The sequence below is a fragment of the Streptomyces chiangmaiensis genome, from assembly GCF_036281785.1.
GTDB classification, from domain to species: domain Bacteria; phylum Actinomycetota; class Actinomycetes; order Streptomycetales; family Streptomycetaceae; genus Streptomyces; species Streptomyces chiangmaiensis.
This window is the reverse complement of sequence record NZ_JAYWVC010000005.1, coordinates 1-25,180: the sequence shown is the minus strand read 5'-3', so window position 1 is coordinate 25,180 and position 25,180 is coordinate 1. Positions and strand designations below refer to the sequence as shown.

The 25,180-nt window shown below is 68.0% G+C and carries 15 protein-coding genes; 2 read left to right on the top strand and 13 right to left on the bottom strand.

What is annotated here, in order from left to right:
* Positions 1–31 precede the first annotated feature (31 nt).
* From VXC91_RS02965 to VXC91_RS02955, 3 genes are all read right to left on the bottom strand, one after another.
* Complete coding sequence (locus tag VXC91_RS02965) at positions 32–1,762, bottom strand: glycosyltransferase (protein ID WP_329504846.1); 1,731 nt, start codon at positions 1,760–1,762, stop codon at positions 32–34.
* Positions 1,759–3,030 (bottom strand): nucleotide sugar dehydrogenase, encoded by a 1,272-nt coding sequence (locus VXC91_RS02960; protein ID WP_329504844.1) that lies wholly within the window; start codon positions 3,028–3,030, stop codon positions 1,759–1,761. The genes VXC91_RS02965 and VXC91_RS02960 overlap by 4 nt, the downstream gene beginning before the upstream one ends.
* Positions 3,031–3,394: 364 nt before the next feature.
* Positions 3,395–4,411, bottom strand: coding sequence for a hypothetical protein (locus tag VXC91_RS02955; protein WP_329504971.1), 1,017 nt, complete (start codon positions 4,409–4,411; stop codon positions 3,395–3,397).
* 80 nt (positions 4,412–4,491) lie between these two features.
* On the opposite strand from VXC91_RS02955, the gene VXC91_RS02950 reads away from it, so the two are divergent.
* Entirely contained in the window at positions 4,492–4,890 is a 399-nt protein-coding gene (locus VXC91_RS02950; protein ID WP_329504842.1) for an NTP pyrophosphohydrolase, read from the top strand.
* 45 nt (positions 4,891–4,935) lie between these two features.
* Here VXC91_RS02950 and VXC91_RS02945 read toward each other — a convergent pair whose 3' ends face one another.
* From VXC91_RS02945 to ngcE, 9 genes are all read right to left on the bottom strand, one after another.
* A complete protein-coding gene (locus VXC91_RS02945) occupies positions 4,936–6,432 on the bottom strand; it encodes an amino acid permease (protein WP_329504841.1) in 1,497 nt (498 codons plus the stop codon).
* A gap of 144 nt (positions 6,433–6,576) precedes the next feature.
* Positions 6,577–8,514, bottom strand: coding sequence for a 1-deoxy-D-xylulose-5-phosphate synthase (gene dxs, locus VXC91_RS02940; RefSeq protein WP_329504839.1), 1,938 nt, complete (start codon positions 8,512–8,514; stop codon positions 6,577–6,579).
* 177 nt (positions 8,515–8,691) lie between these two features.
* Positions 8,692–9,984 carry a sugar ABC transporter permease gene (locus tag VXC91_RS02935; protein WP_329504838.1) on the bottom strand — a complete coding sequence of 431 codons (1,293 nt, stop codon included), beginning with the start codon at positions 9,982–9,984 and terminating at the stop codon, positions 8,692–8,694.
* A complete protein-coding gene (locus VXC91_RS02930; RefSeq protein ID WP_329504837.1) occupies positions 9,981–10,772 on the bottom strand; it encodes an ATP-binding cassette domain-containing protein in 792 nt (263 codons plus the stop codon). The genes VXC91_RS02935 and VXC91_RS02930 overlap by 4 nt, the downstream gene beginning before the upstream one ends.
* A gap of 187 nt (positions 10,773–10,959) precedes the next feature.
* Positions 10,960–12,057 carry a substrate-binding domain-containing protein gene (locus VXC91_RS02925; RefSeq protein ID WP_329504969.1) on the bottom strand — a complete coding sequence of 366 codons (1,098 nt, stop codon included), beginning with the start codon at positions 12,055–12,057 and terminating at the stop codon, positions 10,960–10,962.
* 133 nt (positions 12,058–12,190) lie between these two features.
* Positions 12,191–13,390, bottom strand: coding sequence for an ROK family transcriptional regulator (locus VXC91_RS02920; protein WP_329504836.1), 1,200 nt, complete (start codon positions 13,388–13,390; stop codon positions 12,191–12,193).
* A gap of 226 nt (positions 13,391–13,616) precedes the next feature.
* On the bottom strand, positions 13,617–14,540 hold the full coding sequence (locus VXC91_RS02915; RefSeq protein WP_329504834.1) for a carbohydrate ABC transporter permease: 924 nt from the start codon (positions 14,538–14,540) through the stop codon (positions 13,617–13,619).
* A 4-nt stretch (positions 14,541–14,544) separates the two neighbouring features.
* Positions 14,545–15,471, bottom strand: a complete 927-nt coding sequence (locus VXC91_RS02910; RefSeq protein WP_329504833.1) for a carbohydrate ABC transporter permease — start codon at positions 15,469–15,471, stop codon at positions 14,545–14,547.
* A 49-nt stretch (positions 15,472–15,520) separates the two neighbouring features.
* Complete coding sequence (gene ngcE, locus VXC91_RS02905; RefSeq protein WP_329504831.1) at positions 15,521–16,972, bottom strand: N-acetylglucosamine/diacetylchitobiose ABC transporter substrate-binding protein; 1,452 nt, start codon at positions 16,970–16,972, stop codon at positions 15,521–15,523.
* A gap of 457 nt (positions 16,973–17,429) precedes the next feature.
* Between ngcE and VXC91_RS02900 the strand changes: the two genes are divergently transcribed.
* Positions 17,430–21,233 (top strand): GH92 family glycosyl hydrolase, encoded by a 3,804-nt coding sequence (locus VXC91_RS02900; protein WP_329504830.1) that lies wholly within the window; start codon positions 17,430–17,432, stop codon positions 21,231–21,233.
* A gap of 72 nt (positions 21,234–21,305) precedes the next feature.
* Here the strand turns inward: VXC91_RS02900 and VXC91_RS02895 are convergent, their stop codons facing one another.
* Positions 21,306–24,614: a GH92 family glycosyl hydrolase gene (locus VXC91_RS02895; RefSeq protein ID WP_329504828.1), complete on the bottom strand. Its 3,309-nt coding sequence runs from the start codon at positions 24,612–24,614 to the stop codon at positions 21,306–21,308.
* Positions 24,615–25,180 lie beyond the last annotated feature (566 nt).

The window sequence follows — 25,180 nt, the reverse complement described above, 5'->3', positions numbered from 1 at the left end:
CCGGAGGCCGCCCCCTTCCGCTTTTCGTGACTTACCAGCCCTGTCCCTGGCCCTGGCCCTGGCCGTGCTGCCATGACGGGTCCGGGTACCCCTGGTTGTCCTGGCCCGTGTGGTACGGGTCGTACTGCCCCTCCTGCCACGGCTGCTGGTGCTGGTACTGCCCGACCTGTGCCGGCGTACCCCAGGACACGCGCTGCTGGGGCGCGTAGGCGTGCTCCTCGTCGTAGCCGGGCAGCGGCTGCGGCTGGACGGGGATCCTGACGCCCTGGCTCGGCATCGTGCGCCCCAGCGCCACGCCTTCGAGGCGCATCAACTGGAGCGTCTCGCTGACCTTCTTGTCGGAGTACGGGTCCTCTTCCTCGAAGATCTCCGTCACATCGGCCTCGTGGTCGCCCGCCACGGACACCTCGACGCCGCCCTGCCGGGTGCCCCAACTGCCCTTGTGCAGGGTGAGCAGGGCGTAGAAGCGGAGCGGGGTGAGAAGGAACAGCTGGATCAACCCGTAGAGCGGGGCCAGCAGGAACATGCCGAACCGCTTGATGAAGCCCATGCCCCGGCGGGGGAAGTCGAGGTACCGGACGTTGCGCAGGTACCCCATGAGGATCATGAAGACGGCGTAGTCGCCCACATGGTTGACGAACGAGGCCGGGTGCAGGATCGGCAGGACGATGAGCGAGTAGAACATCGCCGTGCCGAAGACCAGCCACAGGCCCAGTTCCATACAGGTGAGCCAGAAGGCGGGCCGGAACTTCTTCTGGTGCCGGAAGGCCCACAGGGACTCGCGGAAGAACGACTTGTTCCAGCGGACCTGCTGGCGCAGGAAGTGCGGCAGCTTCTCGGGAACGGCCGTGTAGCCGACAGCGGTCTCCTGGAAGACGACCTGGCCCTCCATGAGGCAGTAGTTGGTCATGCGGCGGTCGTCGCCGAAGACGGCCGGCTTGCCCAGGAACTGCTGGTTGAGGAAGTCCGGGAGGTACTTGCGCACCAATGTGCCGCGGTACGCGGACAGGGCACCGCAGCAGCACAGAACGGACTTCAGGCGCGAGTAGGCGGCCCGCTCGAAGAGGAAGGAGTTCCCGTACCTGAGGTCCTGCAGGCGCGTGAAGATGTTGCTGTCGTGGTTGAGCGCCAGGACCATTCCGGTGGAGGCCATGACGCGCTCGTCGGCGAGCGGCAGCAGCAGTTCGCGGACCGTGTCGCGGGCGAGCACGGTGTCCGAGTCCACGCACAGGAAGATGTCGGAGTACGGCGCCGCCTCGAAGCCCCGGGCGAGCGCCTCGCGCTTGCCCTTGTTCTCGGGCTGCACACTGACCGTGTACTTGACGCCCTTGGCCTCGAACTCGCGGCGCATCCTCTTCGCGGCCCGGATGCCGGAGTCGTTGGCGCTGGCGTCGTCGATGATGTGGATCTCGTTGGGCAGACGGCTCTGCGCGAGGAGGCTGCGCATGCCCTGCTCGAACATCACCGGGTCCTCGTTGTAGATCGGGATGACCGCGGTGACCCACGCCTGCTCGAGGTACTCCAGCTCCTCCCGGCCGGCCTTGGCCGGCCGGTAGAAGAGCGCCATGAACATCTTGATCGCCAGCAGGCCCATCGCACCGAACGAGTAAAAATGCAGGGAACCCGCGTCGAGCCGGGTGGCGATGAGCGCGGCCAGCGCGAGGAAGAAGAAGTACGAGACCTTCAGATGCCTGCGCCTGCGGTGCTTTTGACGGCCGCCGGAATCGACGGCCCCGGGTATGTACGTACCCTCAGCGCTCACAGTTTGACCACCCGGGGGTGATCGGCGGTCTTGCCGCGGGTGTCGAAGAGCGCCCGGGCGCGGTCCGCCAGCAGACCCAGGTCGATCTCGCGGTGTGGCTGGAGCAGGATGGTGAGGTCCGCGGCCTCGGCCGCGACGAGGTAGTCGTCGGCCCGCTCGACCGGGGCTCCGGCGATCGTCCAGTCGTCGACGCGCGGGTCGAAGTAGACCAGTTCGGCACCGCGCTCGAGGAGGTTCTCGGCGACCGCGACGGCCGGGCTCTCCCGCTGGTCGGAGATGTCGGGCTTGTAGGTCACACCGAGCAGCAGGATGCGGGACCCACGGACCGCCTTGCCCTGGTCGTTCAGGAGGTCGGCCGCTCGGTTGACCACATGGACGGGCATCCGGTTGTTGATCTCCTGGGCCAGCTCGACGAACCGGAACGGGATGCCGAGTGAGCGAACCTTGTAGGAGAGGTAGTTGGGGTCGATCGGGATGCAGTGGCCGCCCACGCCCGGGCCGGGGTAGAAGGCCGCGAACCCGAACGGCTTGGTGGAGGCGCAGCGAATCGCGTCCCACAGGTCGACACCGATCTCACGGCAGAACATCGACATCTCATTGACGAGCGCGATGTTCACGTGGCGGTAGGTGTTCTCCAGCAGCTTGGCCATTTCGGCCTCGCGCGAGCCCTTGGCCTCCACCACCTGCCGCACGAAGCGCTCGTAGAGCGTGCGTGCGGCCTTGGTGCAGTCCGGCGTGATGCCGCCGACCACCTTGGGCGTGTTCTCCAGGCCGAAGCTGGCGTTGCCCGGGTCGATGCGCTCGGGCGAGAACGCCAGGTGGAAGTCCTCGCCGACCCGCAGGCCACCGGCCTCGAGCCGGGGACGTACGACCTCGTCGGTGGTTCCTGGGTACGTCGTCGACTCCAGCACCACCAGGGTGCCGGGAGCCAGATGGGCCGCGATGTCGTCGACCGCGGCGTGCACGGCGCCGAGGTCGGGCGAGCCGTGCTCGGTGAGCGGTGTCGGGACACAGATGACCACGGCAGCGGCATCGGCGATGACCTCGGCCCGGTCGACAGCCTCGAAGCCCTGCTCCAGCATGGTGCGGACCTCGGCGTCGGTGATGTCGTCGACGTGCGAACGGCCGCCGTTCAGACCGTCGATGACTCGACGGCTGCGGTCGAGACCGACCACTTTCAGTCCGGCCGCCGACGCGGAGCGGGCCAGTGGCAACCCCACGTATCCGAGCCCGACGACAACGAGATCCACCGTGGTGGCTTTGCTCACGACCCCATCCCCAACCCCCGCCCGACGGGCTCAGCGCTCCGTCGGTTCCAGAAATCGAACAAGAGAGTCGAGACTAACAACCGCTTCAGGGTTCAACCACGGCTCGTCGCAGTGCCTCTTATCACTCTCAAGTGTGTACAACCCTCTATCCGTCTCGTGTGTCTCAGTAAGCCCGTTTGCATGCACCCGTGTGCGGTTGCATCGTTCGGCGACCAGGGTCACTCGAGTACATGGGAAGGGCGGCTCGCCCTGCTCCCCCGCAGGAGAATGCGGCCGCGGGCGGACGACACCAGCGGGCGGCCACGGCGGCCGCCCGCGATCCGGTTGCCGGTGCACAGGGAACCCCTGTGCCGGGAGGGGACGGTCAGACCGTCTGCCACGTATCCAGCGCCGGTCCCGTACCGTCCTTCTGGCGGGCCAGACGGAGTTCGCCGTCCTCCGTCAGCGACGCGGCGACGACGCGCCCCTGTGCGTCCTCGGCGACGGCCACCCTCGAGCCCGCCGGCAGCTGCGGACCCGATTCGGTCCATCGCAGGCCCACCGATCCCTGCTCGGTGGGACAGACGCAGATGACGACCCGGCCGGAGGCGGAACGCTGGGCGAGCAGTGTGCAGGCCCGACCATCGACGACACAGCCGAGCGCCGCCACCGGACCCGGCCCCGCGGCGGCGAGCAGCGGACGGGGAACGCCGCCCGGACGCCATGTGTGCAGCATCCCCTCGGGATCCGTGAAGAACAGTGCGGTGCCGTCGGCCTTGGAGTTGTGCAGCGCGGTCAGCGTTCCGGGGCGCACGCGCGCTTCCAGGGCATCGTCGGGGACGAGGGCCTCACCGGGCTTCTCCTGGCTCCAGCGCAGAAGGCCATCGTCTGTCGTGGCGTACAGCTCGATCCGCCCTGAATGGCCGGTCACGGCGGCGAGTTCCTCGTGTGCGCCCAGGCCTCCGAGGTCGTGCCACGGGCCCCAGCCGCCGCGTTCCTTCTGGGCGAGCATGCTGACGCCGCCGCCCTGGTTGCGGACGAAGACATGGGCCCGGCCCTCGGCGTCCACGGCCACCGCGGGCAGACCCGTCCGGTCGCCCTTCTTGTTCGGATGGCCGATGGGAACCCAGTCGAGCGCGGACAGATGGGGACGGAAGTGCGTGGAGTGCACGAGACCGAACTCGCCCCGGACCGTGGGACGCCAGGCGACAAGATGGGCATAACCGTCCGGGCCCTGACCGACGGCCAGCTGGGCCCGGACCCGCTGCTCCCCGCCCACCCGGCGCGCAGACGTCCAGTGCAGGCTCGGCTGTCGCTCGGCCCGGCACCACACCGCCTCGTCCCGCGTGGCGTAGGTACTCAGGCTGCCGTCCCTGCCACGCAGCAGCCAGGGGCCGTTCACTGTAGGGACCGTCGACACTCCCCCACTCTAATAGGGCGTCCGCCGTGCGTGCGGTGCGGGTGCGTGCGAGGCTGTGCGGCATGAGTGCTCAGCCCCTGGTCCTCGTCGACGCCGCGAACGTCGTCGGGTCGGTGCCCGACGGCTGGTGGCGGGACCGGCAGGGTGCCGCGGAACGGCTGCGGGACGGGATCGTGCGGTACGCCGGCGCGGGGCTCCCGGGCCTCCCCGGGCCCGTGGAGGTGGTGCTCGTGGTCGAGGGCGCGGCCCGCGGGGTGGAGTCCGTGCCCGGGGTGCGGGTGGAGGCGGCGCCCGGCAGCGGTGACGACCGCATCGTCGAACTGGTCGCCGAGGCCGGGGACCGTGCCGTCCTGGTCGTCACGGCGGACCGCGAACTGCGGCGCCGGGTCACAGAACTGGGAGCCGAGGTCACGGGCCCGCGCACGGTGCGCGACGGGCGACCGCGGGCGGACCGCGGCTAGTGCTGCGAACAGCACTGGACGATCCGTCGTCCTCCCGCGGCGGGATCACCGTCCGGCCGGTCGCCTCTCCTGGCCAGCGGCGAGGCGGCTGTGCGAACGGCCGTAGAGGAAGTACACGAGGAAGCCGACGACCAGCCAGATGGCGAACCGCAGCCAGGTCTCGGCGGGCAGGTTCAGCATCAGCCACAGCGAGGCGCACACCGACAGGATCGGCACCACGGGAACGAACGGGGTGCGGAAGGCGCGGTGCAGGTCGGGACGGGTCCTGCGCAGGACGATCACGCCGATGGCCACCACCATGAAGGCGAAGAGCGTGCCGATGTTCACGAGTTCGGCGAGTTCGCTGAGGCTGGTGAACCCCGCGACGACGGCGATGACCACACCGAGCAGGACGGTCGGCCGGTGCGGGGTCTTGAACCGCGGATGGACGTGCGAGAAGAAGCGGGGCAGCAGTCCGTCCCGGCTCATCGCGAAGAAGACCCGGGTCTGGCCGAGCAGCAGGATCATGCAGACGGTCGTCAGGCCGACGGCGGCGCCGAAGCTGATCACGCCCGCGTACCAGGGGTGCCCGATGGCCTTGAAGGCGTCGGCGAGCGGTGCGTCCACGGACAGCCTGGTGTAGTGCTGCATCCCGGTGACGACGATGGACACCGCCACATACAGCACGGTGCAGATGAAGAGGGAGCCGAGGATTCCCCGCGGCATGTCGCGCTGCGGGTTCCTGGTCTCCTCGGCCGTCGTCGCCACGATGTCGAAGCCGATGAAGGCGAAGAAGACGACGGACGCGGCGGTGAAGATGCCCATCACACCGAAGTTGGACGGCGCCCAGCCGAACAGCAGCTGGATCAGTGGGGCACTCAGCATGCCGGCCGCCTCCACCGGCTGTTCCTTCGGAATGAACGGCTTGTAGTTGGCACCGCTGACGAAGAAGGCGCCCGCGACGATCACGATCAGCACCACGGTGACCTTGATGGCGACGACGAGTTCGGTGAGCCGGGCCGAGAGCTTCACGCCGACGACGAGGATGGCGGTGAGCACCAGGATCAGCGCGGCGGCGAGGATGTCGAAGCCGAAGCCCTGCGCCCCGTCCCGGCCGCCGAGATAGCCGGGCAGGTGCCAGCCCGCGTTGTCCAGCAGTGAGCGGACGTACCCGGACCAGCCGACGGCGACCACCGCCGTGCCCAACGTGAACTCCAGGACGAGGTCCCAGCCGATGATCCAGGCCGGCAGCTCGCCGAGGGTGGCGTAGGAGAACGTGTACGCGGAACCCGCGACGGGGACCGTCGAGGCGAACTCCGCATAGCAGAGCGCGGCGAGCGCGCAGACGACACCGGCGATCACGAAGGCCAGGGAGACGGCGGGGCCCGCGTTCTCCTTGGCGACCTTGCCGGTCAGCACGAAGATGCCGGTGCCGATGACGACACCGACGCCGAACACGGTCAGATCCAGGGCGGAGAGGGTCTTCTTGAGCGCGTGCTCGGGTTGCTCCGTGTCCCGGATCGACTGCTCGACGTTCTTCGTCCGGAAGAGGGCGCTGCTCACGGCTTACCTCCCACGCTCGGCGTCCTCGACATGATCGAGAGGGGGCGTAGTCCGTATGCCCCGGCGCACGTGGGTTCACGCTGACGGGCCGGCTTCGCCACCGTAAAGGATCTGAAGCCGGCCCAGGCAGACCATGCGGTCGCGTCAGTCGCGCGCGCTCTCGACCGGGTCCACGGCCTGCGTGGCACTCGTACGCCCGAACCGGCCGCCGTCGAGCTTGGCGACGAAGCCGGTGACCTGGCGGGCGATGTCCGGCGCGGTGAGGCCGATCTCCGCCATGACCTCCTTGCGGGAGGCGTGGTCGAGGAAGCGCGGCGGGATGCCGAAGTCGCGCAGCGGGACGTCGACGCCCGCGTCGCGCAGGGCCTGCGCGACCGCCGAACCGACACCGCCGACGCGCGAGTTGTCCTCCACGGTGACGACCACGCGATGCCGAGCGGCGAGCGGGGCGAGCGCCTCGTCGACGGGCTTGACCCAGCGCGGGTCGACGACGGTCGTCGAGATGCCCTGCTTGTCGAGGAGGTCGGCGATCTCCAGGCACATCGGCGCGAGCGCGCCGACGGAGACCAGCAGCACGTCCGGGACGGGGGCGTCGGCCTTGCGCAGAACGTCCATGCCGCCGACGGTGCCGACCGCGGGGACGGCCGGACCGACGACGCCCTTGGAGTAGCGCAGCACGGTGGGCGCGTCGTCGACGTCGACGGCCTCGCGCAGCTGGGCCCGCAACTGCTCGGCGTCGCGCGGGGCGGCGATCCTGAGGCCCGGCACGACCTGGAGCATCGACATGTCCCACATGCCGTTGTGAGAGGCGCCGTCGTCGCCGGTGACACCGGCCCGGTCGAGTACGAAGGTCACACCGCACTTGTGCAGGGCGACGTCCATGAGGACCTGGTCGAAGGCGCGGTTGAGGAAGGTCGCGTACACCGCGAAGACGGGGTGCACACCGCCGGTCGCCAGGCCGGCCGCGGAGACCGCGCCGTGCTGCTCTGCGATGCCCACGTCGTAGGTCCGGTTCGGGAAGGCGTCCGCGAACTTCTTCAGGCCCACGGGATGCAGCATCGCCGCGGTGATGGCGACGATGTCCTCGCGCTCCCGGCCGAGCTTGACCATCTCGTCGCCGAAGACGGAGGTCCAGCTCGCGGCGGCGGCCTTGATGGGCAGGCCGGTGTCGGGGTGGATGACGCCGACGGCGTGGAAGCGGTCGGCCTCGTCCTCGACGGCGGGCTTGTAGCCGCGGCCCTTCTCGGTGAGGCAGTGCACGATGACCGGGCCGCCGAACCGCTTGGCGCGGGCCAGCGCGGACTCCAGTGCCTCGATGTTGTGACCGTCGATCGGACCCACGTACTTCAGGCCCAGGTCCTCGAACATGCCCTGCGGGGCGATGAAGTCCTTCAGGCCCTTCTTGGCCCCGTGCAGTGTCTCGTAAAGGGGCTTGCCGACGACGGGCGTGCGCTCCAGCACCTCCCGGGTGCGAGCGAGGAACTTCTCGTATCCGTCGGTGATGCGCAGGGTGGCCAGGTGGTTGGCGAGCCCGCCGATCGTCGGCGAGTACGAGCGCTCGTTGTCGTTGACGACGATGACCAGCGGGCGGTCCTTGGCGTCCGCGATGTTGTTGAGCGCCTCCCAGGCCATGCCGCCGGTCAGGGCGCCGTCGCCGATGACGGCCACAACGTGGCTGTCGCGCTCGAGCTGCTGGTTGGCCTTGGCCAGGCCGTCGGCCCAGCCGAGGACCGTGGAGGCGTGCGAGTTCTCGATGACGTCGTGATCCGACTCGGCGCGCGAGGGGTAGCCGGACAGGCCGCCCTTGGCGCGCAGCTTCGAGAAGTCCTGACGGCCGGTGAGCAGCTTGTGGACATAGGCCTGGTGCCCGGTGTCGAAGAGGACCCTGTCCCTGGGCGAGTCGAAGACGCGGTGCAGCGCGATGGTGAGCTCGACCACACCGAGGTTGGGGCCGAGGTGGCCGCCGGTCTTGGAGACGGCGTCGACGAGGAAGGTCCGGATCTCCTCTGCCAGCTGGTCCAGCTCCTCCAGGCTGAGCCGGTCCAGATCGCGCGGTCCCCTGATGCGGGTCAGCAGCGGCACCCGTGCCTCCTTGCAGTAGAGCTGTGACGAGCTTTCGCCGGGCCCGTCGAGTCTAATCTTCCGCCTGGGCGGATCATGGGCGGCCCTCACCTTCCGCGCAACACGTTCGGCTGCACACGCACCGTGCCCGGCACCACCGTCGGTGCCGGGCACGGTTCGGGAGACGGAGCCGGAGCGTCAGGCGCGGCCGGCCGTCTTCTGCGTCTTGCGCGTGATGGCGTCGATGACGACGGTCGCCAGCAGAACACCACCGGTGATCATGTACTGGACCGGCGAGGCGATGCCCTCGAGGGCGAGGCCGTACTGGATCGACACGATGACCAGCACACCGAGGAGCGCGTTCCACGTGCGCCCACGGCCACCGAACAGCGACGTGCCACCGATCACCGCCGCGGCGATCGCGTTCATCAGCAGGTCACCGGCACCGGCGCCCTGGTTGGCGGAGGCGATCTTCGAGGCGATGAACAGACCGCCGAGCGCGGCGAACCCACCGGAGATCGCGAACACCGAGATCCGGACCATCTCCACGTTGATACCGGCACGCCGGGAGGCCTCGACGCTGCCACCGAGGGCGAAGATCATCCGGCCGTACCGGGTGCGGCGAAGGATGAAGTCGGTGATCAGCAGCACAGCGATGAAGATCACGACCGCCAGCGGCAGGCCCTTGTACTGGTTGTAGACGGCCGCCACGGCGAACGAGAGGACCGCCAGCAGCGCCGTGCGCAGGACAGTCTCGCTCAGCGGCCGGGACGGCACACCGGCGGCTTCGCGCCGCCTGTTGCCGAAGTAGGAGCTGAGGAAGTAAAGAACCGTCACCACGAGGGCGAGCCCGTAGGCGGCGGCCACGTCCGTGAAGTAGTAGCTGGTCAGCTTGGCGACGAGTCCCTCGCTGTCCAGGTTGATGGTGCCGCTGTCGCCCAGGATCTGGAGCATGAAGCCGTTCCAGAAGAGCAGACCGGCCAGCGTGACGGCGAACGCGGGCACGCCGATCTTGGCGAAGACGAAGCCGTGGATCGCACCGGCGACCGTGCCCGTCAGGATGGCCAGGACGAAGGCCAGCCAGGCCGACATGCCGTGGGTGACCGTCAGCACCGCAAAGGCGGCACCGGCGACACCACTCACCGAGCCGACCGACAGGTCGATCTCGCCGAGCAGCAGCACGAAGACGATACCGACGGCGATCATGCCCGTGCCGACCATGGCGACGGAGATGTCGGAGAGGTTGCCTGCGGTCAGGAAGTTGGAGTTCAGGCTCTGGAAGATGATCCAGATGATCGCCAGACCGATGACGACCGGGATCGCGCCCAGGTCACCGGCCTTGATCTTGCGCTTGAACTCGGTGATGTAGCCCTTGAATCCCTGTTCGCGCACCAGCAGCCGGGGGTCGACGGCGGTGACGGCCTGGGGGGCCGCGTCCGGGTTCTCCACGACGTGGTCCTCGGGAGACGTGGAAGTCTTGTCGATGCTCACTTCTGGATCTCCCCAGTGCTGCGCGCCGCACGACGGGTCACGGCGTTGTCCGTGGCGCCGGTGATGGCGGAGATGATCTCTTCCTGCGAGGTCGTCTTGACCTCGAAGACGCCGTTGTTGCGCCCCAGACGCAGCACCGCCACCTTGTCGGCGACGGCCTTCACGTCCGCCATGTTGTGGCTGATGAGGATCACGGCGAGACCGCGCTCACGCAGTCGCTCGACGAGGTCGAGGACCTGGGCGGTCTGCTCGACGCCGAGGGCGGCGGTGGGCTCGTCCAGGATGACCAGCTTCGGCTCACCCAGCATCGAACGGGCGATGGCCACGGTCTGGCGCTGGCCGCCGGAGAGCGAGGCGATCGGGATACGGACGCTGGGGATGCGGATCGACAGCGTGGTCAGCAGCTCACGCGAGCGGCGTTCCATCTCGACCTCGTCCAGGACGCCGTACCGGCGGATCTCCCGGCCCAGGTACAGGTTGCCGACGACGTCGATGTTGTCGGCCAGCGCGAGGTCCTGATACACCGTCGCGATGCCCATGCTCTGGGCGTCGTGCGGCTTGCTGATCGTTACGGGCTTGCCTTCCCATTCGATGACACCCTCATCGATGGGGTGCACGCCGGCGATCGTCTTGACCAGCGTGGACTTTCCGGCACCGTTGTCGCCCACGAGGGCGACCACCTCACCGGCGTGGACCTCAAGCTCTACGTCGGTGAGCGCCTGAACGGCACCGAACCGCTTGGAGACCCCGCGCAACGCCAGCACGGGCGTAGCGGACACGTGAACCATCTCCTTCGCCGCCTGACCCGGCGGGAGGTTGTGCAGAAGTTTGGGGGGATGTTCCGTCCGGCGCCCCGCAACGAGCTTGCGGGGCTGGTGAGTGCGGGGCGCCGGAGGAGCCTTCGTTCGTCGATCCTGAAGGGGAGTTCAAGAGCGTTTTATTCCCCCGCAGGACAGGACGACGACGTTCGGCCGGTTACTTCAGTCCGAGCTTGTCGCAGGCCGCCTTGTACTGGGCGGTGCAGATGTCCGCGACCGTGTAGACGCCGTCCTTGATGACGGTGTCCTGGATCTTGTCCTTGGTCAGCGACTGGACCGGGACCAGGACCGACGGGACCTGCTTGGTGGTCGGGCTGTCGACCTTGTCCTTGGCGACCGAGTCGAGCGTCTTGCCCTGGGCGAGCGCGACGGCCATCTCGGCGGCGGCGTCGGCCTCGGGGGCGTACGGCTTGTAGACGCTCATGTACTGCTCACCGGCGACGATGCGCTGCACGCCCGCGAGCTCCGCGTCCTGGCCGGTGACCGGGACCTTGATGCCGGCGGCCTTCAGGGCGGTGATGATACCGCCGGCCATGCCGTCGTTGGCGGAGTAGACACCGATGATGTTCTTCTTGCCGAGGGCGGAGATGGCGCCCTCCATGTTGGTGTTGGCGTTCTCCGGCTTCCAGTCCTTGGTGTCGTACTCCTTGCCGATGTTCACCTTGCCGTCGAGCACCTCGTGGGCGCCCTTCTTGAACTGCCCGGCGTTCGGGTCGGTGACGGAGCCGTTCATCATGACGATCTTGCCGGACTTGGCCTTGGAGCCGAGCGCCGTGAGGAGGGCCTCGCCCTGGGTCTTGCCGACGGTCTCGTTGTCGAACGAGGTGTAGGCGCTGATCGGGCCCTGCGCCAGGCGGTCGTAGGCCACGACCGGGATGCCGGCGTCCTTGGCCTTCTGGACCGAGTTCTTGATGGCCGCGGAGTCCACCGCGTCCACGATCAGCACGTCGACCTTGTTGGTGATCATGGTGTCGACCTGCTGGTTCTGCAGGCTGGCGTCCTGCTTGGCGTTGGCGTAAACCACCTCGCCCTTGTCGCCCGTGAGCTCCTTGACCTTCTTCTCGATCAAGGGGCGGTCGAACTTCTCGTAACGGGCGGTCTGGTTCTCGGGGAGAAGCAGACCCACCTTGATGGCGTCGCCCTTGTTGGCGCTCGAGGGCGAAGAGGAGCCGCCACCCGACTCCTTGGCGCTGCCACATGCGGCCAGCCCGACGGCCATGGCACCAGCAGCAACGGCGAAGGCCGCACGACGCATACGCGTGTTCACTTCAGAAACCTCCCTGACGAGGCCGCGTCGTTGCGGCCGAGGTGGCTGGAAGTCAACTCGGCCGCACGTGCGACGTCAAGAAGTAAATCCTTAACGAGATGGCAACGGTGCCATCCGTTCTCTAAGTGAAGGCAGGGGTTACCGCGGGAAACGTGCCGTCCAAAAGCGTCGAATCGCCCATTTCACTGAGTGCCAGGGCGAGCGCCCCGAGCACCTCGGCCCGCCCTCCGAGAGCCCCCGGCAACACCGAGAGCTGGCGTGCGGCGCTGGGGATCGCGTACCGGCCGACCGATTCCCTGATGGGCCCGAGAACCAGTTCACCGGCCTCGGCGAGATCACCGCCCAGGACCACCCGGCTCGGGTTCAGCAGATTGCAGAGATTGGCGACTCCACTGCCGACGTGACGGCCGACGTCGGCGATCACCCGACGGCAGCCCGGATCACCGTCCCGTGCCAGCCGGACCACGCCTTCCATGGTCAGATCGGTGCCGTGGCTGGGCTGGAGCAACGGCAGCACGTACCGTGCCGCGGCGAACGTCTCCAAACAGCCCCGGTTGCCGCAGCGGCAGACCGGACCGGATTCATCAAGAGTAATATGCCCGATTTCCCCGGCCGTGCCACCGGGTCCACGGTAGATCTTGCCGTCGATCACGAGACCGGCGCCGACACCGCTCGCGACCTTGATGTACGCCAGGTCCTTGACCCCTCGGCCGCTGCCCCAGACCAGCTCACCGAGGGCGCCGAGGTTGGCGTCGTTGTCCACGTGCACCGGCACGCCGAGCCGCCCCCGCAGCTCCTCGGCGGGCTTGGCGCCGGTCCAGCCCGGCAGGATGGCGGTGGAGCCGAGCGTGCCCGACTCCACGTCGATGGGTCCCGGTACGCCGAGGCCCACGCCGGCGATCTTGGCCCGGTCCACCCCGGTCGCCTCGATCAGCCTGCTGACCAGCCGTTCCGCCCGGTCGAAGCCCTGGTCGGCGGAGGCGTCCACATCGAGCGGCTCGGACTCCTCGGCCAGCACCTGGTGGGCGAGGTTTCCGATCGCGACGCGCAAATGGGTGTGCCCGAAGTCGACACCGATGACGATGCCGGCATCGCCGCTGAGGGAGACGCTGCGGGCCCTGCGGCCACCCGACGATGTGGGCGTGACCTCGACGGTTCCGCGGTCCTTGAGCTCCCGCACGATGTTGGAGACCGTTGCCGCGGACAGCCCCGTCGTCCTCGCGATCTCCGCCTGTGTGAGGGATCCTGCCAGCCGCACGGCGCGTACGACCCGCTCCAGGTTGGCTCGGTGCAGCGATGACTGCGACCCTGGAGTCTCCACGACGACCTCCTGAGCACGGGGCCGCCTCGATGAGGCCCCGCCTATGTCCAACTAGTGAACTCTAAGCTGAGCCGTTCGGGTTGCCTCCCGTCAAGAGGTTGAACTACATCCGGGTTGTGGACGCGCCGCGGATCCGATCCGTGGACACGCCTGCGCTTCCTGGGACACGCGTGCCGACGCCGCCCCGGCGAACGGGGGCGGCGTCGGCGCGGCGGAGGGCCGGGGCCTACTTCAGGGCGCCGGCCGTGAGGCCCTGCACCACCTGGCGCTGGAAGACGATGTACGCCGCGAGCACGGGCAGCATGGCCATGACGAGACCGGCGAAGAGACCCGACCAGTCACCCTTGTACCCCTGACTGACGGCCAGCTGCACCAGCCCCTGGGTGAGGACGCGCTTGTCCGGGTCGGTGTTGAGCACCGTCGGCAGCATGTACTGGTTCCACTGCCCCAGGAAATTGAAGATCCCCACACTGATCAGGCCGGGTTTGGCCATCGGCAGCATGATCTGGAAGAAGGTCCGGCTGTGTGAGGCCCCGTCCACGAACGCGGCCTCCGCGACCGAGGTCGGCAAGGTCCGGAAGAACGCCGTCAGGAAGAACACCGTGAACGGCAGGGAGTAGGCGATGTAGACCAGGATCAGTCCGTGAATCGTGTTCAGCAGTCCCATGTTGTTCACGACGTAGAACAGGGGGACCAGCGCCAGCATGATCGGGAAACTCATGCCGCCGATGAACAGGAAGTAGATGAAGCGGTTTCCCGGGAAATCGAATCTGGCCAGCACATAGGCCGCCATCGAACCGAGCACCAGGGTGCCGATGAGTGAGCCCCCCACCACCAGGACGGTGTTGAGGAAGTAGTCGCTCATGTTGGCGTCGGTCCAGGCCCGTGCCCAGTTGTCGAAATGCAGCTTGTCGGGCAGTGACCAGGGCGAGCCGAAAATGGAGCTGTCGTCCTTGAAGGACGTCATCACCGCCCACAGCAGCGGCATGACCACCATGAAGGCCCAGATGACGAGGATCCCGTGCGAGAAGACATTGAGGCCGGTGCCCTCTTTCTTCTCCCTGGGTGCCTTTCCCGCAGGGGTGTCGATCTTGGCGACGGGAAGACCCGATTCGGCCGGCACGGGGGCGGGGGTGTCAGTCGTCTTCATCTGATCAGAACTCCAGCCGCTCGCGTCGGCCCAGCCGCATCACCACGGCCGCGAAGGCCAGGGTGACGATGAGCAGGGCGACGCCGATGGTCGTGGCGTAGGCGGCCTGACCGTCACGGAAGGCCTTCTGGTAGACGTACAGGACCATGACGGTGGTCGAGTAGTCGGGACCGCCCGGTCCGGTCGTCATGATCTGTACGACCGCGAACGACTCCGCGCCGAGGGCGAGGATGCCCATGTACACCCAGCCGGACTGCACGGTGTCCCACAGCAGCGGCAGGGTGATCCGGAAGAACGTGTTGATCCGGTTGGCGCCGTCCAGCAGCGCGGCCTCGTACAGATCCATCGGAATCGAGGCCATACCCGCGGAGAACAGCACCACGAAGAAGCCGACCGTCGACCAGACGAGCACCGCCATGACGCACCACAGGGCAAGGCTCGGGTCGCCCAGCCACAGCGGTTGCACGCTGTCGAGTCCGATCCCGCGCAGCAGGGAGTTGATCGCGCCGCTGTCCGGGTTGTACGCGAAGGCGAACAACAGGGCGACGATCGCGATCGACAGCACCTGAGGGAAGAAGTAGACGATCTTGTAGAACGACGAGCCGCGGACACCGGAGATCACCGGGCCGCCTCTCCGGCGCCGGCCACCCACATTGATCATGAAGGCGAAGAACAGCGCCAGGCTGAGCGTCACCAGCGGCAGCACCAAGGCGAACAGCAGGCTGTGCTGCAACGACTTCCAGAAGATCTCGTCATCGAGCATCCTCTTGTAGTTGTCGAAGCCCACCATCTTGAATTCGGGGCTCAGGCCGGTCCAGTCCGTGAACGAGTAGTAGATGGACTGGATGAACGGCCAGACGACGAAGAGCGCGTACAGCCCCAGGGGAACCGTCAGGAACCCCACGATGAACCGGTACTTGCCGTGCTGCATTGCTACCGACCCCGATCTCTGGGCGGGTGATGCCGCTGGTGACGGACCCTCACTGGTGCTTGTAGTGCTTGATCGACGTGTCCTTCGCGGCCTCGTCGGCAAAGCCCTGGATCTTCTGGATTGCCTCGGCCGGGGTGAGCCGGCCGGCCATCATCTCGCCGAGGCCGGCGACGCCGATCTTCTCCTTCTGCAGCTGCACGTACCAGTCCTGGAGGCGCGGATTCACGACGTTGTCGCCGGCCTTCTCCAGCGCCGCGACACCGGACTTCAGACCCGGGGTGAGGGTGATGCCGTCGGTGCCGCCGTTGTACGCGGTCAGGGACTTCACCTTGGCGGTGAAGTTCTTCGACGAGGCCTCGCTGAGCATGATGCGCAGCTGCTCCATGCCGCCCGCGGCGTTCTTCGCCTTGGCCGGGACGACGAAGGGCTCACCGCCGGAGGCCCAGATGGTGCCGAACGGCATCTTGTCGGAGCTGTCGAGACCGGTGGGAGCGGAGACCGCGAGGTTGAAATCGCTGGGGATGACGTTCGCGGACTCGTTCTCCACCCAGGAGCCGTTCGGGATGAACAGCGCCTTGCCCTTGGCCCAGGCGGTCTGCGACTGGATGTGGTCGAGGCCGGGCGTCCCCTTGAGGACGTAGCCCTTCTTGTAGAGCTCGTAGTAGGCCTCGAAGCAGGCCTTGACCGCGGGGTGCTTCCAGGCGTTGGGCTCCAGGTTGTCGATGGCGTCCAGAACCTCGCGGCCACCGACCTTTCCGATCATCGGATACAGCGAGAAGGGAATGTAGTACGGGTACTTGCCCGCGTACGTCCAGCCCGCCATGCCCTTCTTCTTGGCCTTCTCGCAGACCTTGAGCATCTCGTCCCAGGTCTCGGGGTACTTCTCGTCGAGCGAGTCAAGGGCCTTCTGCGAGTACCAGACTCCGTACACCGTGTAGGCGTAGTAGAGGATCCAGACCGGCTGGCCGTCGAACTGGCCCATTTCCACGATGCCGGGACGCAGCGTGTCGCGGACCTTCTTGGAGGGGTCGTCGTACGACGCGGCGTCCAGCAACGGGGTCAGGTCGGCGAGCTGGTTCTTGCCGACGAGGACACCCATGTCCATCTGCTCGGCGCCGGAGTTGTCGATGAGGTCCGGCGGAGTGCCCTGGTTGAAGCGGGGCTGCAGGGTGGACTGGATCTTCTGGGTGGCCGCGAACTTGACCTTCGCCTTCGGGAAGTCCTTCTCGTAGATCTTGACCGCGTCCTGGGCGTACTCCTTGCCGAAGCCGCCGTCGAACAACACGAATTCCATCTGCGCGGTGTCATTGACACCGAGGGGGTTCTTCGCGGTCTTCTTGCCCGTTTCGGCCTTACCCTGGTCGTTCCCGCCGCCGCTGGCACAGGCGGAAAGGAAGCTCATCGCCGGGACGGAGATCAGACCGAGTGCGGCGGACCGCTTGATCAGGTCGCGCCGGCCGACGCCTGCGGAGGTGGTGTTCTCGCCGGAAGTGGATCCCATGCTCAAGTCCTCGCCTTCTCCAGGACTCAGGCGGTGAACCGGATCCTCCCCGGCACCGCGGTGATGGTGAAGCTGGGGTCGTGCACGAGGGATTGAGTGGGGCGCACGGCAGCGGTTTATGCCCGAAACGGTCCGCGCCTCCCCATTCCCCCGGTCATGCCTGCCCACAGCCGTCAGAACCGTAGAAGACGGCTGCTCCGGACGCCGACAGGTATAGTCCACTTCCCGCCAACTGGGCAAGATCGAATGCAAGGTTGACTCTTTGCTTTTCCGAGTTGAGACCTCGCGGAAATACGGGATGCTCGTACGCTTCCAGAACGGCATATCCACCGCAATGAGCCCGAATGCCACAGTCAACACCCTTGACATCACTGGCCACTTGGCCACCTACTGGTGCCTCACGCAGCGAGCTTGACAACGTTGTCCTATATTCACAGCGCAGGGAGGGTGCTCGCGCATGCAGCACAGATCTCGGCACAGATGGGCCTCTACGGCGGTCGTGACCACGGCCGCCTTCGCGTTGCTCATGGGGGCACAGGGCGCCTCGGTCGCCCTGCCCGTCCGGGCAGGGGCCGCCGACCGGGAGTTCGTTTCGTCGTTCGAATCGGGTGATCCGGCACCGACATGGCTCAACACCGTCGACACGGCGGCGGACGGTTCAAAGCGGGCCTCCGGCGTGGACGGTGGGTACACGACAGGCATTCCGGGCAATGTGACGGATGAGGTCACCGATGTCCGGGCCAGCGCCGAGAACACGGGCTCCGGCGAGGTCAAGGAGAACCTCATCGACGGCGAACCGGGCACCAAGTGGCTCACGTTCGCACCGACGGGCTGGGTGGAGTTCGACTTCGACGCGCCGGTCAAGGTGGTGACGTACGCGCTGACGTCGGCCAACGACTTCGCCGAGCGGGACCCGGCCGACTGGACGCTGCAAGGCTCCACGGACGGCAAGGACTGGAAGACCCTCGACACACGCACCGGCGCATCGTTCGACGAGCGCTTCCAGACGGCGTCGTTCGATCTCGCCGAGCCGGCCGAGTACCAGCACTTCCGGTTCGACTTCACCAAGAACCACGGCGCGGACATCCTGCAACTCGCCGATGTGCAGTTCTCCACGGGAAACACCACCGAGCCCACGCCCAAGGACATGCGCACGCTGGTGGACCGCGGCCCGATCGGCTCCCCCACCGCCAAGGCGGGCATGGGCTTCACGGGCAAGCGGGCGCTGCGGTACGCGGGCACACACACGACGAACGGCCGTGCGTACTCGTACAACAAGGTCTTCGACGTGAACGTGGCCGTCGAGCGGGACACTCAGCTGTCGTACCGCATCTTCCCGTCGATGGCGGACGGGGACCGGGACTACGACGCCACCGACGTTTCCGTCGACCTGGCCTTCACCGACGGGACCTATCTGAGCGGCCTCGGCGCGCGCGACCAGCACGGCTTCCCGCTCACCCCGCAGGGGCAGGGCGCGGCCAAGATCCTGTATGTGAACCAGTGGAACAACGTGGTCTCGCGGATAGGGTCGGTCGCGGCCGGCAAGACCGTGGACCGGATCCTGGTCGCGTACGACTCGCCCAAGGGACCGTCGAAGTTCCGGGGCTGGCTGGACGACGTCTCCCTGAAGCCGGCGCCGCCGGACAAGCCCAAGGCGCATCTGTCCGACTACGCGCTGACGACCCGGGGCACCAACTCCAGCGGGGGGTTCTCCCGGGGCAACAACTTCCCGGCGACGGCCGTGCCGCACGGCTTCAACTTCTGGACCCCGGTGACCAACGCGGGCTCGCTGAGCTGGCTGTACGACTATGCCCGGGCCAACAACGAGGACAACCTGCCCACCATCGAGGCATTCAGCGCGAGCCATGAACCCAGTCCCTGGATGGGTGACCGGCAGACGTTCCAGATGATGCCGTCGGCCGCGTCCGGCACCCCGGACACCGGTCGAGAGGCACGGGCGCTGGCGTTCCGGCACGAGAAGGAGACCGCGCGTCCCTACTACTACGGGGTGACCTTCGAGAACGGCCTGAAGGCGGAGATGACGCCGACGGACCACGCGGCGGTGCTGCGGTTCACCTACCCCGGCGACGACGCGAGCGTGATCTTCGACAACGTGACCGAGCAGGCAGGGCTGACCCTCGACAAGGACAAGGGGATCGTCACCGGCTTCTCCGACGTGAAGTCCGGGCTGTCGACGGGCGCCACCCGGCTGTTCGTGTACGGCGTGTTCGACGCGCCGGTGACGGACGGCGCGTCCTCGGGAGTGAAGGGATATCTGCGCTTCAAGCCGGGCTCCGACCGCACGGTGACACTCCGCATCGCCACCTCGCTCATCAGCGTGAACCAGGCGAAGGACAACCTGAGCCAGGAAGTCCCCGACGGAACGTCGTTCCAGGACGTCAAGGCGCGCGCTCAGCAGGCGTGGGACAAGCTGCTCGGCAGGGTCGAGGTCGAGGGCGCCACGGCCGACCAGCTGACAACGCTGTACTCCTCGATGTACCGGCTGTACCTGTACCCCAACTCCGGGTTCGAGAAGGTGGGTTCGACCTACCAGTACGCGTCCCCCTTCTCCTCGATGACGGGTCCGGACACGCCCACCCACACCGGGGCGAAGATCGTCGACGGAAAGGTGTACGTCAACAACGGCTTCTGGGACACCTACCGGACGACCTGGCCGGCGTACTCGTTCTTCACCCCGAAGCAGGCCGGCGAACTGGTCGACGGTTTTGTGCAGCAGTACAAGGACGGCGGCTGGACCTCCCGGTGGTCCTCGCCCGGCTACGCGGACCTGATGACGGGCACCTCTTCGGACGTGGCGTTCGCGGACGCCTATGTGAAGGGCGTGGAGTTCGACGCGGAGGCCGCCTACGACGCGGCGGTGAAGAACGCCACGGTCGCGCCGCCGTCGTCCGGGGTGGGCCGCAAGGGCATGGCGACCTCGCCCTTCCTCGGCTACACAAGCACCAGCACCGGGGAGGGCCTGTCGTGGGCGATGGAGGGCTACGTCAACGACTACGGCATCGCGAAGATGGGCCAGGCGCTCTACGAGAGGACCCACAAAGCGCGTTACAAGGAGGAGTCGGCGTATTTCCTCAACCGCGCGCAGGACTACGTCGACCTCTTCGACGCGAAGGCCGGCTTCTTCCAGGGCCGTGACGCGCAGGGCAACTGGCGGGTGGACTCCTCGAAGTACGACCCGCGGGTGTGGGGCTACGACTACACGGAGACGAACGGCTGGGGCTACGCCTTCACGGCCCCGCAGGACAGCCGGGGTCTGGCGAACCTGTACGGCGGCCGCGCCGAACTGGCGGACAAGCTCGACGAGTACTTCGCGACGCCGGAGACGGCATCGCCGGAGTTCGTGGGTTCGTACGGCGGCGTCATCCACGAGATGACGGAGGCGCGCGACGTCCGGATGGGCATGTACGGGCACTCCAACCAGGTCGCCCACCACGTGATCTACATGTACGACGCGGCGGGCGAACCGTGGAAGGCACAGGCGAAGGTCCGCGAGGCCCTCTCCCGCCTGTACACCGGCAGCGAGATCGGCCAGGGATACCACGGTGACGAGGACAACGGCGAGCAGTCGGCCTGGTACGTGTTCTCGGCACTGGGCTTCTACCCGCTGGTAATGGGCAGCGGCGAGTACGCCATCGGGTCGCCGCTGTTCACCAAGGCGACGGTGCACCTGGAGAACGGCAAGAACCTGGTGATCAGGGCGCCGAAGAACAGCACCGGGAACGTGTACGTCCAGGGCGTGAAGGTGAACGGCGAGCCGTGGACGTCGACGTCGCTGCCGCACAGCCTGCTGGCCAAGGGCGGTGTGCTGGACTTCGACATGGGCTCCCGCCCGTCTTCCTGGGGCACCGGGAAGACGGCGGCGCCGGTGTCGATCGCCCAGGACGACAAGGTGCCGGCGCCGCGTGCGGACGTGATCAAGGGTGGGGGCCCGCTCTTCGACAACACCTCGGTGACGGAGGCCCCCGTGACGAGCGTGGACCTTCCCGTCGCGAACTCCACCAAGGCGGTGCACTACACCCTGACGTCCCCGGCGGACCACACGAAGGCGCCCACGGGCTGGGCCCTGCAGGCGTCCAAGGACGGCACGCGGTGGACCACGCTCGATCAGCGCTCGGGCGAATCCTTCACCTGGGACCGGCAGACGAGGGCGTTCTCGATCCCGCACACCGGCTCCTACACGCACTACCGTCTGGTTCTGAGCGGCCCGGCGACCCTGGCGGAGGTGGAGCTGCTGGCCTGACCCGGCGCACACACGACAGGGCGGGCGCGGAGTTCCCTCCGCGCCCGCCCCATCGTGTCGTGCGTGCGCCGCTCAGCCCACCGCGAGGGTGAACACGTGCAGATCCGCGTTGTCCGGAAGCGTCACACTCCTGATCGTCCTGCCGGCCGGGGCGTCGTACGGCGTGGTGGCGAACACATAGGTCGGCACCGGGTCCTTGTCGGCGCCCGCGACGTTGCGGTACGCCGTCTTCGCCACGACCTCGTTGCCGTACTGGACCGTGCCGGCTCCGCCGCCGACCGTCCAGTCGGTGAAGGGGAGGTCGACGACGTCCGTCGTGCCGTCGGTGTAGGTCACGGTCGCCTCCGACTGCTGGTTGCCGTTGACGGCGCTGCCGACGAAGCTCAACCTCGCGGCGGGCCTGGTGAGTTCGATGGTCTGCCCGGTCGCCGAGGCGTTGTCCGGGCGGGCCGACGGGGAACTCGGCCAGCTGAAGGAGAGACCACCGGCGGTGCCCTGTGCGCCCGCCGTCAGGCCGGCGTCCGCCAGGGCCTGGCGCGAGTAGCTCCAGCCGCCGCCGTCGTAGTCGGCCTCGTCGTGGTCACCCCGATCGTCCGAGATGCCCGTGTTGTTGTATGCGGCCAGCAGTGTGCGGGGGGCCGCGACGGTCAGCGCCACTGGCTGGGCGTACGAGGTGTCCCCCGAGGTCACGGTGACCTTCACGTCGTAGAACCCCTGCTGGGTCGCGGTGTCCGCGGTGAGGGTGATCTCCTGTGCGCCGTCCTTCACCGTGCCCTCGGCGGGGTTCGCCGTCACCCCGGCCGGGGTGTCGACCGAGAATCGCACCTCGGGTCCCCTGTCACCGCTCAACGCCAAGGCACGGATGCCCAGTTCGGTGCTGGCGCCCGGAGCCAGGGTCGCCGTGGTGGGGCCGACGCCGATCTGGTACGGCTGTTCCCCCTCGCGGAAGGACGGCGGCGCGTCGGCCGGGTCGGTGCCCCAGGTGCGGTTCGGGGCCGCGGAGAGGGCGTAGTCCAGGCGACCGCCGTCCCGGACGAAGGAGGCGGGCAGCCAAGGACGGTCGCCGACCCGTCCGTCGACCTTCAGGCTCCGGACGTACGGGGAGTCCTTGCCCGCGCCCTCGGCCCGGATCTCGATGTCGTTGCCGTGCGGGCGTTCGATGTGTACCCGCGGGAACAGTGGTGAGGACAGGACGAGTTCGGCCCGGGACGGCACCTGCGGGTACATGCCGAGCGCCGAGAAGACGTACCAGGACGACATGGCGCCGAGGTCGTCGTTGCCCGGGATGCCCTCGGGCCTGGTCGACCAGAGCGCCTTCATCGCCGCGCGTACGGTCTCCTGTGCCTTGTAGGGCGCGCCCGCGTAGTCGTACAGATAGGGCACGTTGATCGACGGCTCGTTGTCCAGTTCGGACTTGTCGCCACCGCTGCCGGTGAAGGCCCAGCTGCCGTCGGCGTTGTGGAAGAAGGCGTCCAGACGGGCCAGCGCCTTGTCCGTTCCGCCCAGCGCGGCGAACAGCCCGGCCGGGTTGTGCTGCACCATCCAGGTGTACTGGGCCGCCGTCCCCTCGACGAAGCCGTTGCCGGTCGCCGGGGTGAAGCCGGTGACCCAGCTGCCGTCCGCCTTGCGGTTGGCCATGTAGCCGCCGCTCGGGTCGGCCGCCAGGTTGAAGTTGTTCTGCCACCACTGGGAACGGCGTGCGAAGGTGGCAGCCGTGTCCTTCTCCCCCGCCGCGGCGGCCAGCCGAGAGAGGGAGAAGTCGGCCGTCGACATCTCGAGCGTCTCCGCCGCGCCGCCCCACGCGTTGGAGACCGACGGCATGTAGTGGTGCTCCAGGTACTTGTCAAGGGACGGGCGCTGGCCCACGGAGAGCACCGGCTTGCCCGCGGTCGACAGATCCTGCTCGGTCGGGACCGTGGCCGCCTTCACCAGCGAATCCAGCGCGCCGCGCAGGTCGAAGTTCTGCCCGCCGAAGGCCCGGATCCCCGCGAGGACGGTCGGCGACGGGTCGCCGTTCATGACATGGGTGCCGCTCGCCCCGTGCAGCCAGCGGTCCCAGACGCCCCCGTTCTGCCGGGCCAGTTCATACAGGGACTGCGCCATGTCGGATCCGGTGTCCGGGTTCAGCAGGGTCAGCAACTGCACCTGGTCGCGGTAGATGTCCCAGCCGGAGAAGGTGCCGTACTGGGCCTTGTGGCCGCGGCCGACCCGGTGCACCGCGGAGTCGCTGCCGCGGTAGCGCCCGTCGGCGTCACTGATCACGTTCGGGTGCTGGAGCGCATGGTAGAGCGCGGTGTAGAAGGTGGTCCGGTCCTCGTCCGTGCCGCCCCCGACCCGGATCGCGGACAGCTCCGCACGCCAGGCGCTGCGGGCCGCGTCCCGCACCGACTCGAAGGACCGCCGATCCGGGTTCTCGGCCCTGAGGTTGGCCTCAGCGCCCGCCTGACTGACGTACGAGATGCCGACCTTGACGTTCACCGGGCCGGAGCCGGGCACGAACTCGACGTATCCGCCGGCCCCCTTGCCGGCCACGGGTCTGCCGCCGTGCGAGAAGCCGCCGGTGTCACCACGCGCATGGGTCGATCCCGGGCTCAGTCTGTCGTCCTGCCAGGTGCCGGTGGCCGTGAAGTCACGGTCGAAGCGGGCAGTGAAGTAGAGGGTGTAATAGCTGCGCTGTCCCTCCGGGTCGAGGTAGCCGCAGAAGTTGCCCGAGGTGACCGAGCCGGAGACCGTGCGGCTCGCCGGGTCGATCGTGATCGACGAATCCGAGGACCCCACCTCGGAGTTGGCCGTCCGTATCAGCAGCGAGGCCGGCTTGTCCGCGGGGAAGGTGAAGCGGCCCGAGCCCGTCCGCGTGGTCGCCGTCAGATCGGCCGTCACACCGGAGGACAGACCGACCTGGTAGTGGCCGGGCTCAGCGGTCTCGGCGGCGTGCGTGAAGTCGGCAGCGTACACCGCGTCCTTGGTGTCGCTCGCCGGGGAGGAGGTGACCTCGCCCGCGTAGGGGAAGAACGGGATGTCACCGCTGCCGCCCGCGCATCCGGTGCCGGACATGTGGGTGAGGCTGAAGCCTCGTATGCGGGTGGCGTCGTACTGATAACCGCCTGGTGCGGCCGTTCTCGTCGCGTCGCCGCGGGTGTTCTCGGGGCTCCAGGAGAGCGTGCCGAACGGGACGACGGCGCCCGGGAAGACATTGCCGCCGTTCCTGGTGCCGATGAGTGGGTCGACGTACCCGGTGGGATCGCGGACGAGATCGGGCGGTGCGGCGCTCGCGGCGAGCGCCGGGGATGGGGGTTCCCCCGCTCGAGCGAAGCCGAGAGTGGGGGAGCCGCCGACCGCCAGGACGGCGGCCAGCAGCAGGGACGTCGGACGGAAACGCATGACGCGTCCCCTCCTCCTTCGGACGGGTCGCGCACCACGGGTCGCACAAGCCGCAGGGACAGTAACGCGCGCCGCCCGTACCGCGGAAGACCGCCTGCGGACGTCGAGCGGAGCCGGAGCCTCGGCCGGTGTGCTCCGCCGTGTCAGCCTTGCGGGTGAACAGCCTTGACATCGTTGTCCGCTGCAGGAGTACAGTCATGTACAGACCATCTCGACAACGTTGTCGCCACCGCAGGCGCACACAAGCCACGTATCACCCGGTCCGGCCCTCTCCCCCCGGGCCGGCCGGGCTCGCGGACCGGGTGGCCCACACACTGGCCACCCGGTCCGCCCGGAGTGCCTCGCCGTGCCTGGTACACGGGCGTGGCCGACGTGTTGTCGTCGATGCCGCCCCACGCACGGGTCAGAGGCTGGCGCTGCTCCTCCGCGCCGGGCCCGGTCGTCGTCGCCCACCGTTCCTAATCAGTGAGCAGGAGTGAGTCTTGGACCCAAACCGGCTCATCTGGCGCATCCCGAACGGTTGTGGATGCACTGGTCGCCCGCGTTCGCTCCGCATCCGGCGACAC

What these genes read in the sequence shown, in the direction of transcription:
- VXC91_RS02950 (WP_329504842.1), top strand. Translation starts at nt 4,492, where the DNA reads ATGAGTGCTCAGCCCCTGGTCCTCGTCGACGCCGCGAACGTCGTCGGG.
- VXC91_RS02930 (WP_329504837.1), bottom strand. Translation starts at nt 10,772, where the DNA reads ATGGTTCACGTGTCCGCTACGCCCGTGCTGGCGTTGCGCGGGGTCTCC.
- VXC91_RS02925 (WP_329504969.1), bottom strand. Translation starts at nt 12,057, where the DNA reads ATGCGTCGTGCGGCCTTCGCCGTTGCTGCTGGTGCCATGGCCGTCGGG.
- VXC91_RS02915 (WP_329504834.1), bottom strand. Translation starts at nt 14,540, where the DNA reads ATGAAGACGACTGACACCCCCGCCCCCGTGCCGGCCGAATCGGGTCTT.
- VXC91_RS02910 (WP_329504833.1), bottom strand. Translation starts at nt 15,471, where the DNA reads ATGCAGCACGGCAAGTACCGGTTCATCGTGGGGTTCCTGACGGTTCCC.
- ngcE (WP_329504831.1), bottom strand. Translation starts at nt 16,972, where the DNA reads ATGGGATCCACTTCCGGCGAGAACACCACCTCCGCAGGCGTCGGCCGG.
- VXC91_RS02900 (WP_329504830.1), top strand. Translation starts at nt 17,430, where the DNA reads ATGCAGCACAGATCTCGGCACAGATGGGCCTCTACGGCGGTCGTGACC.
- VXC91_RS02895 (WP_329504828.1), bottom strand. Translation starts at nt 24,614, where the DNA reads ATGCGTTTCCGTCCGACGTCCCTGCTGCTGGCCGCCGTCCTGGCGGTC.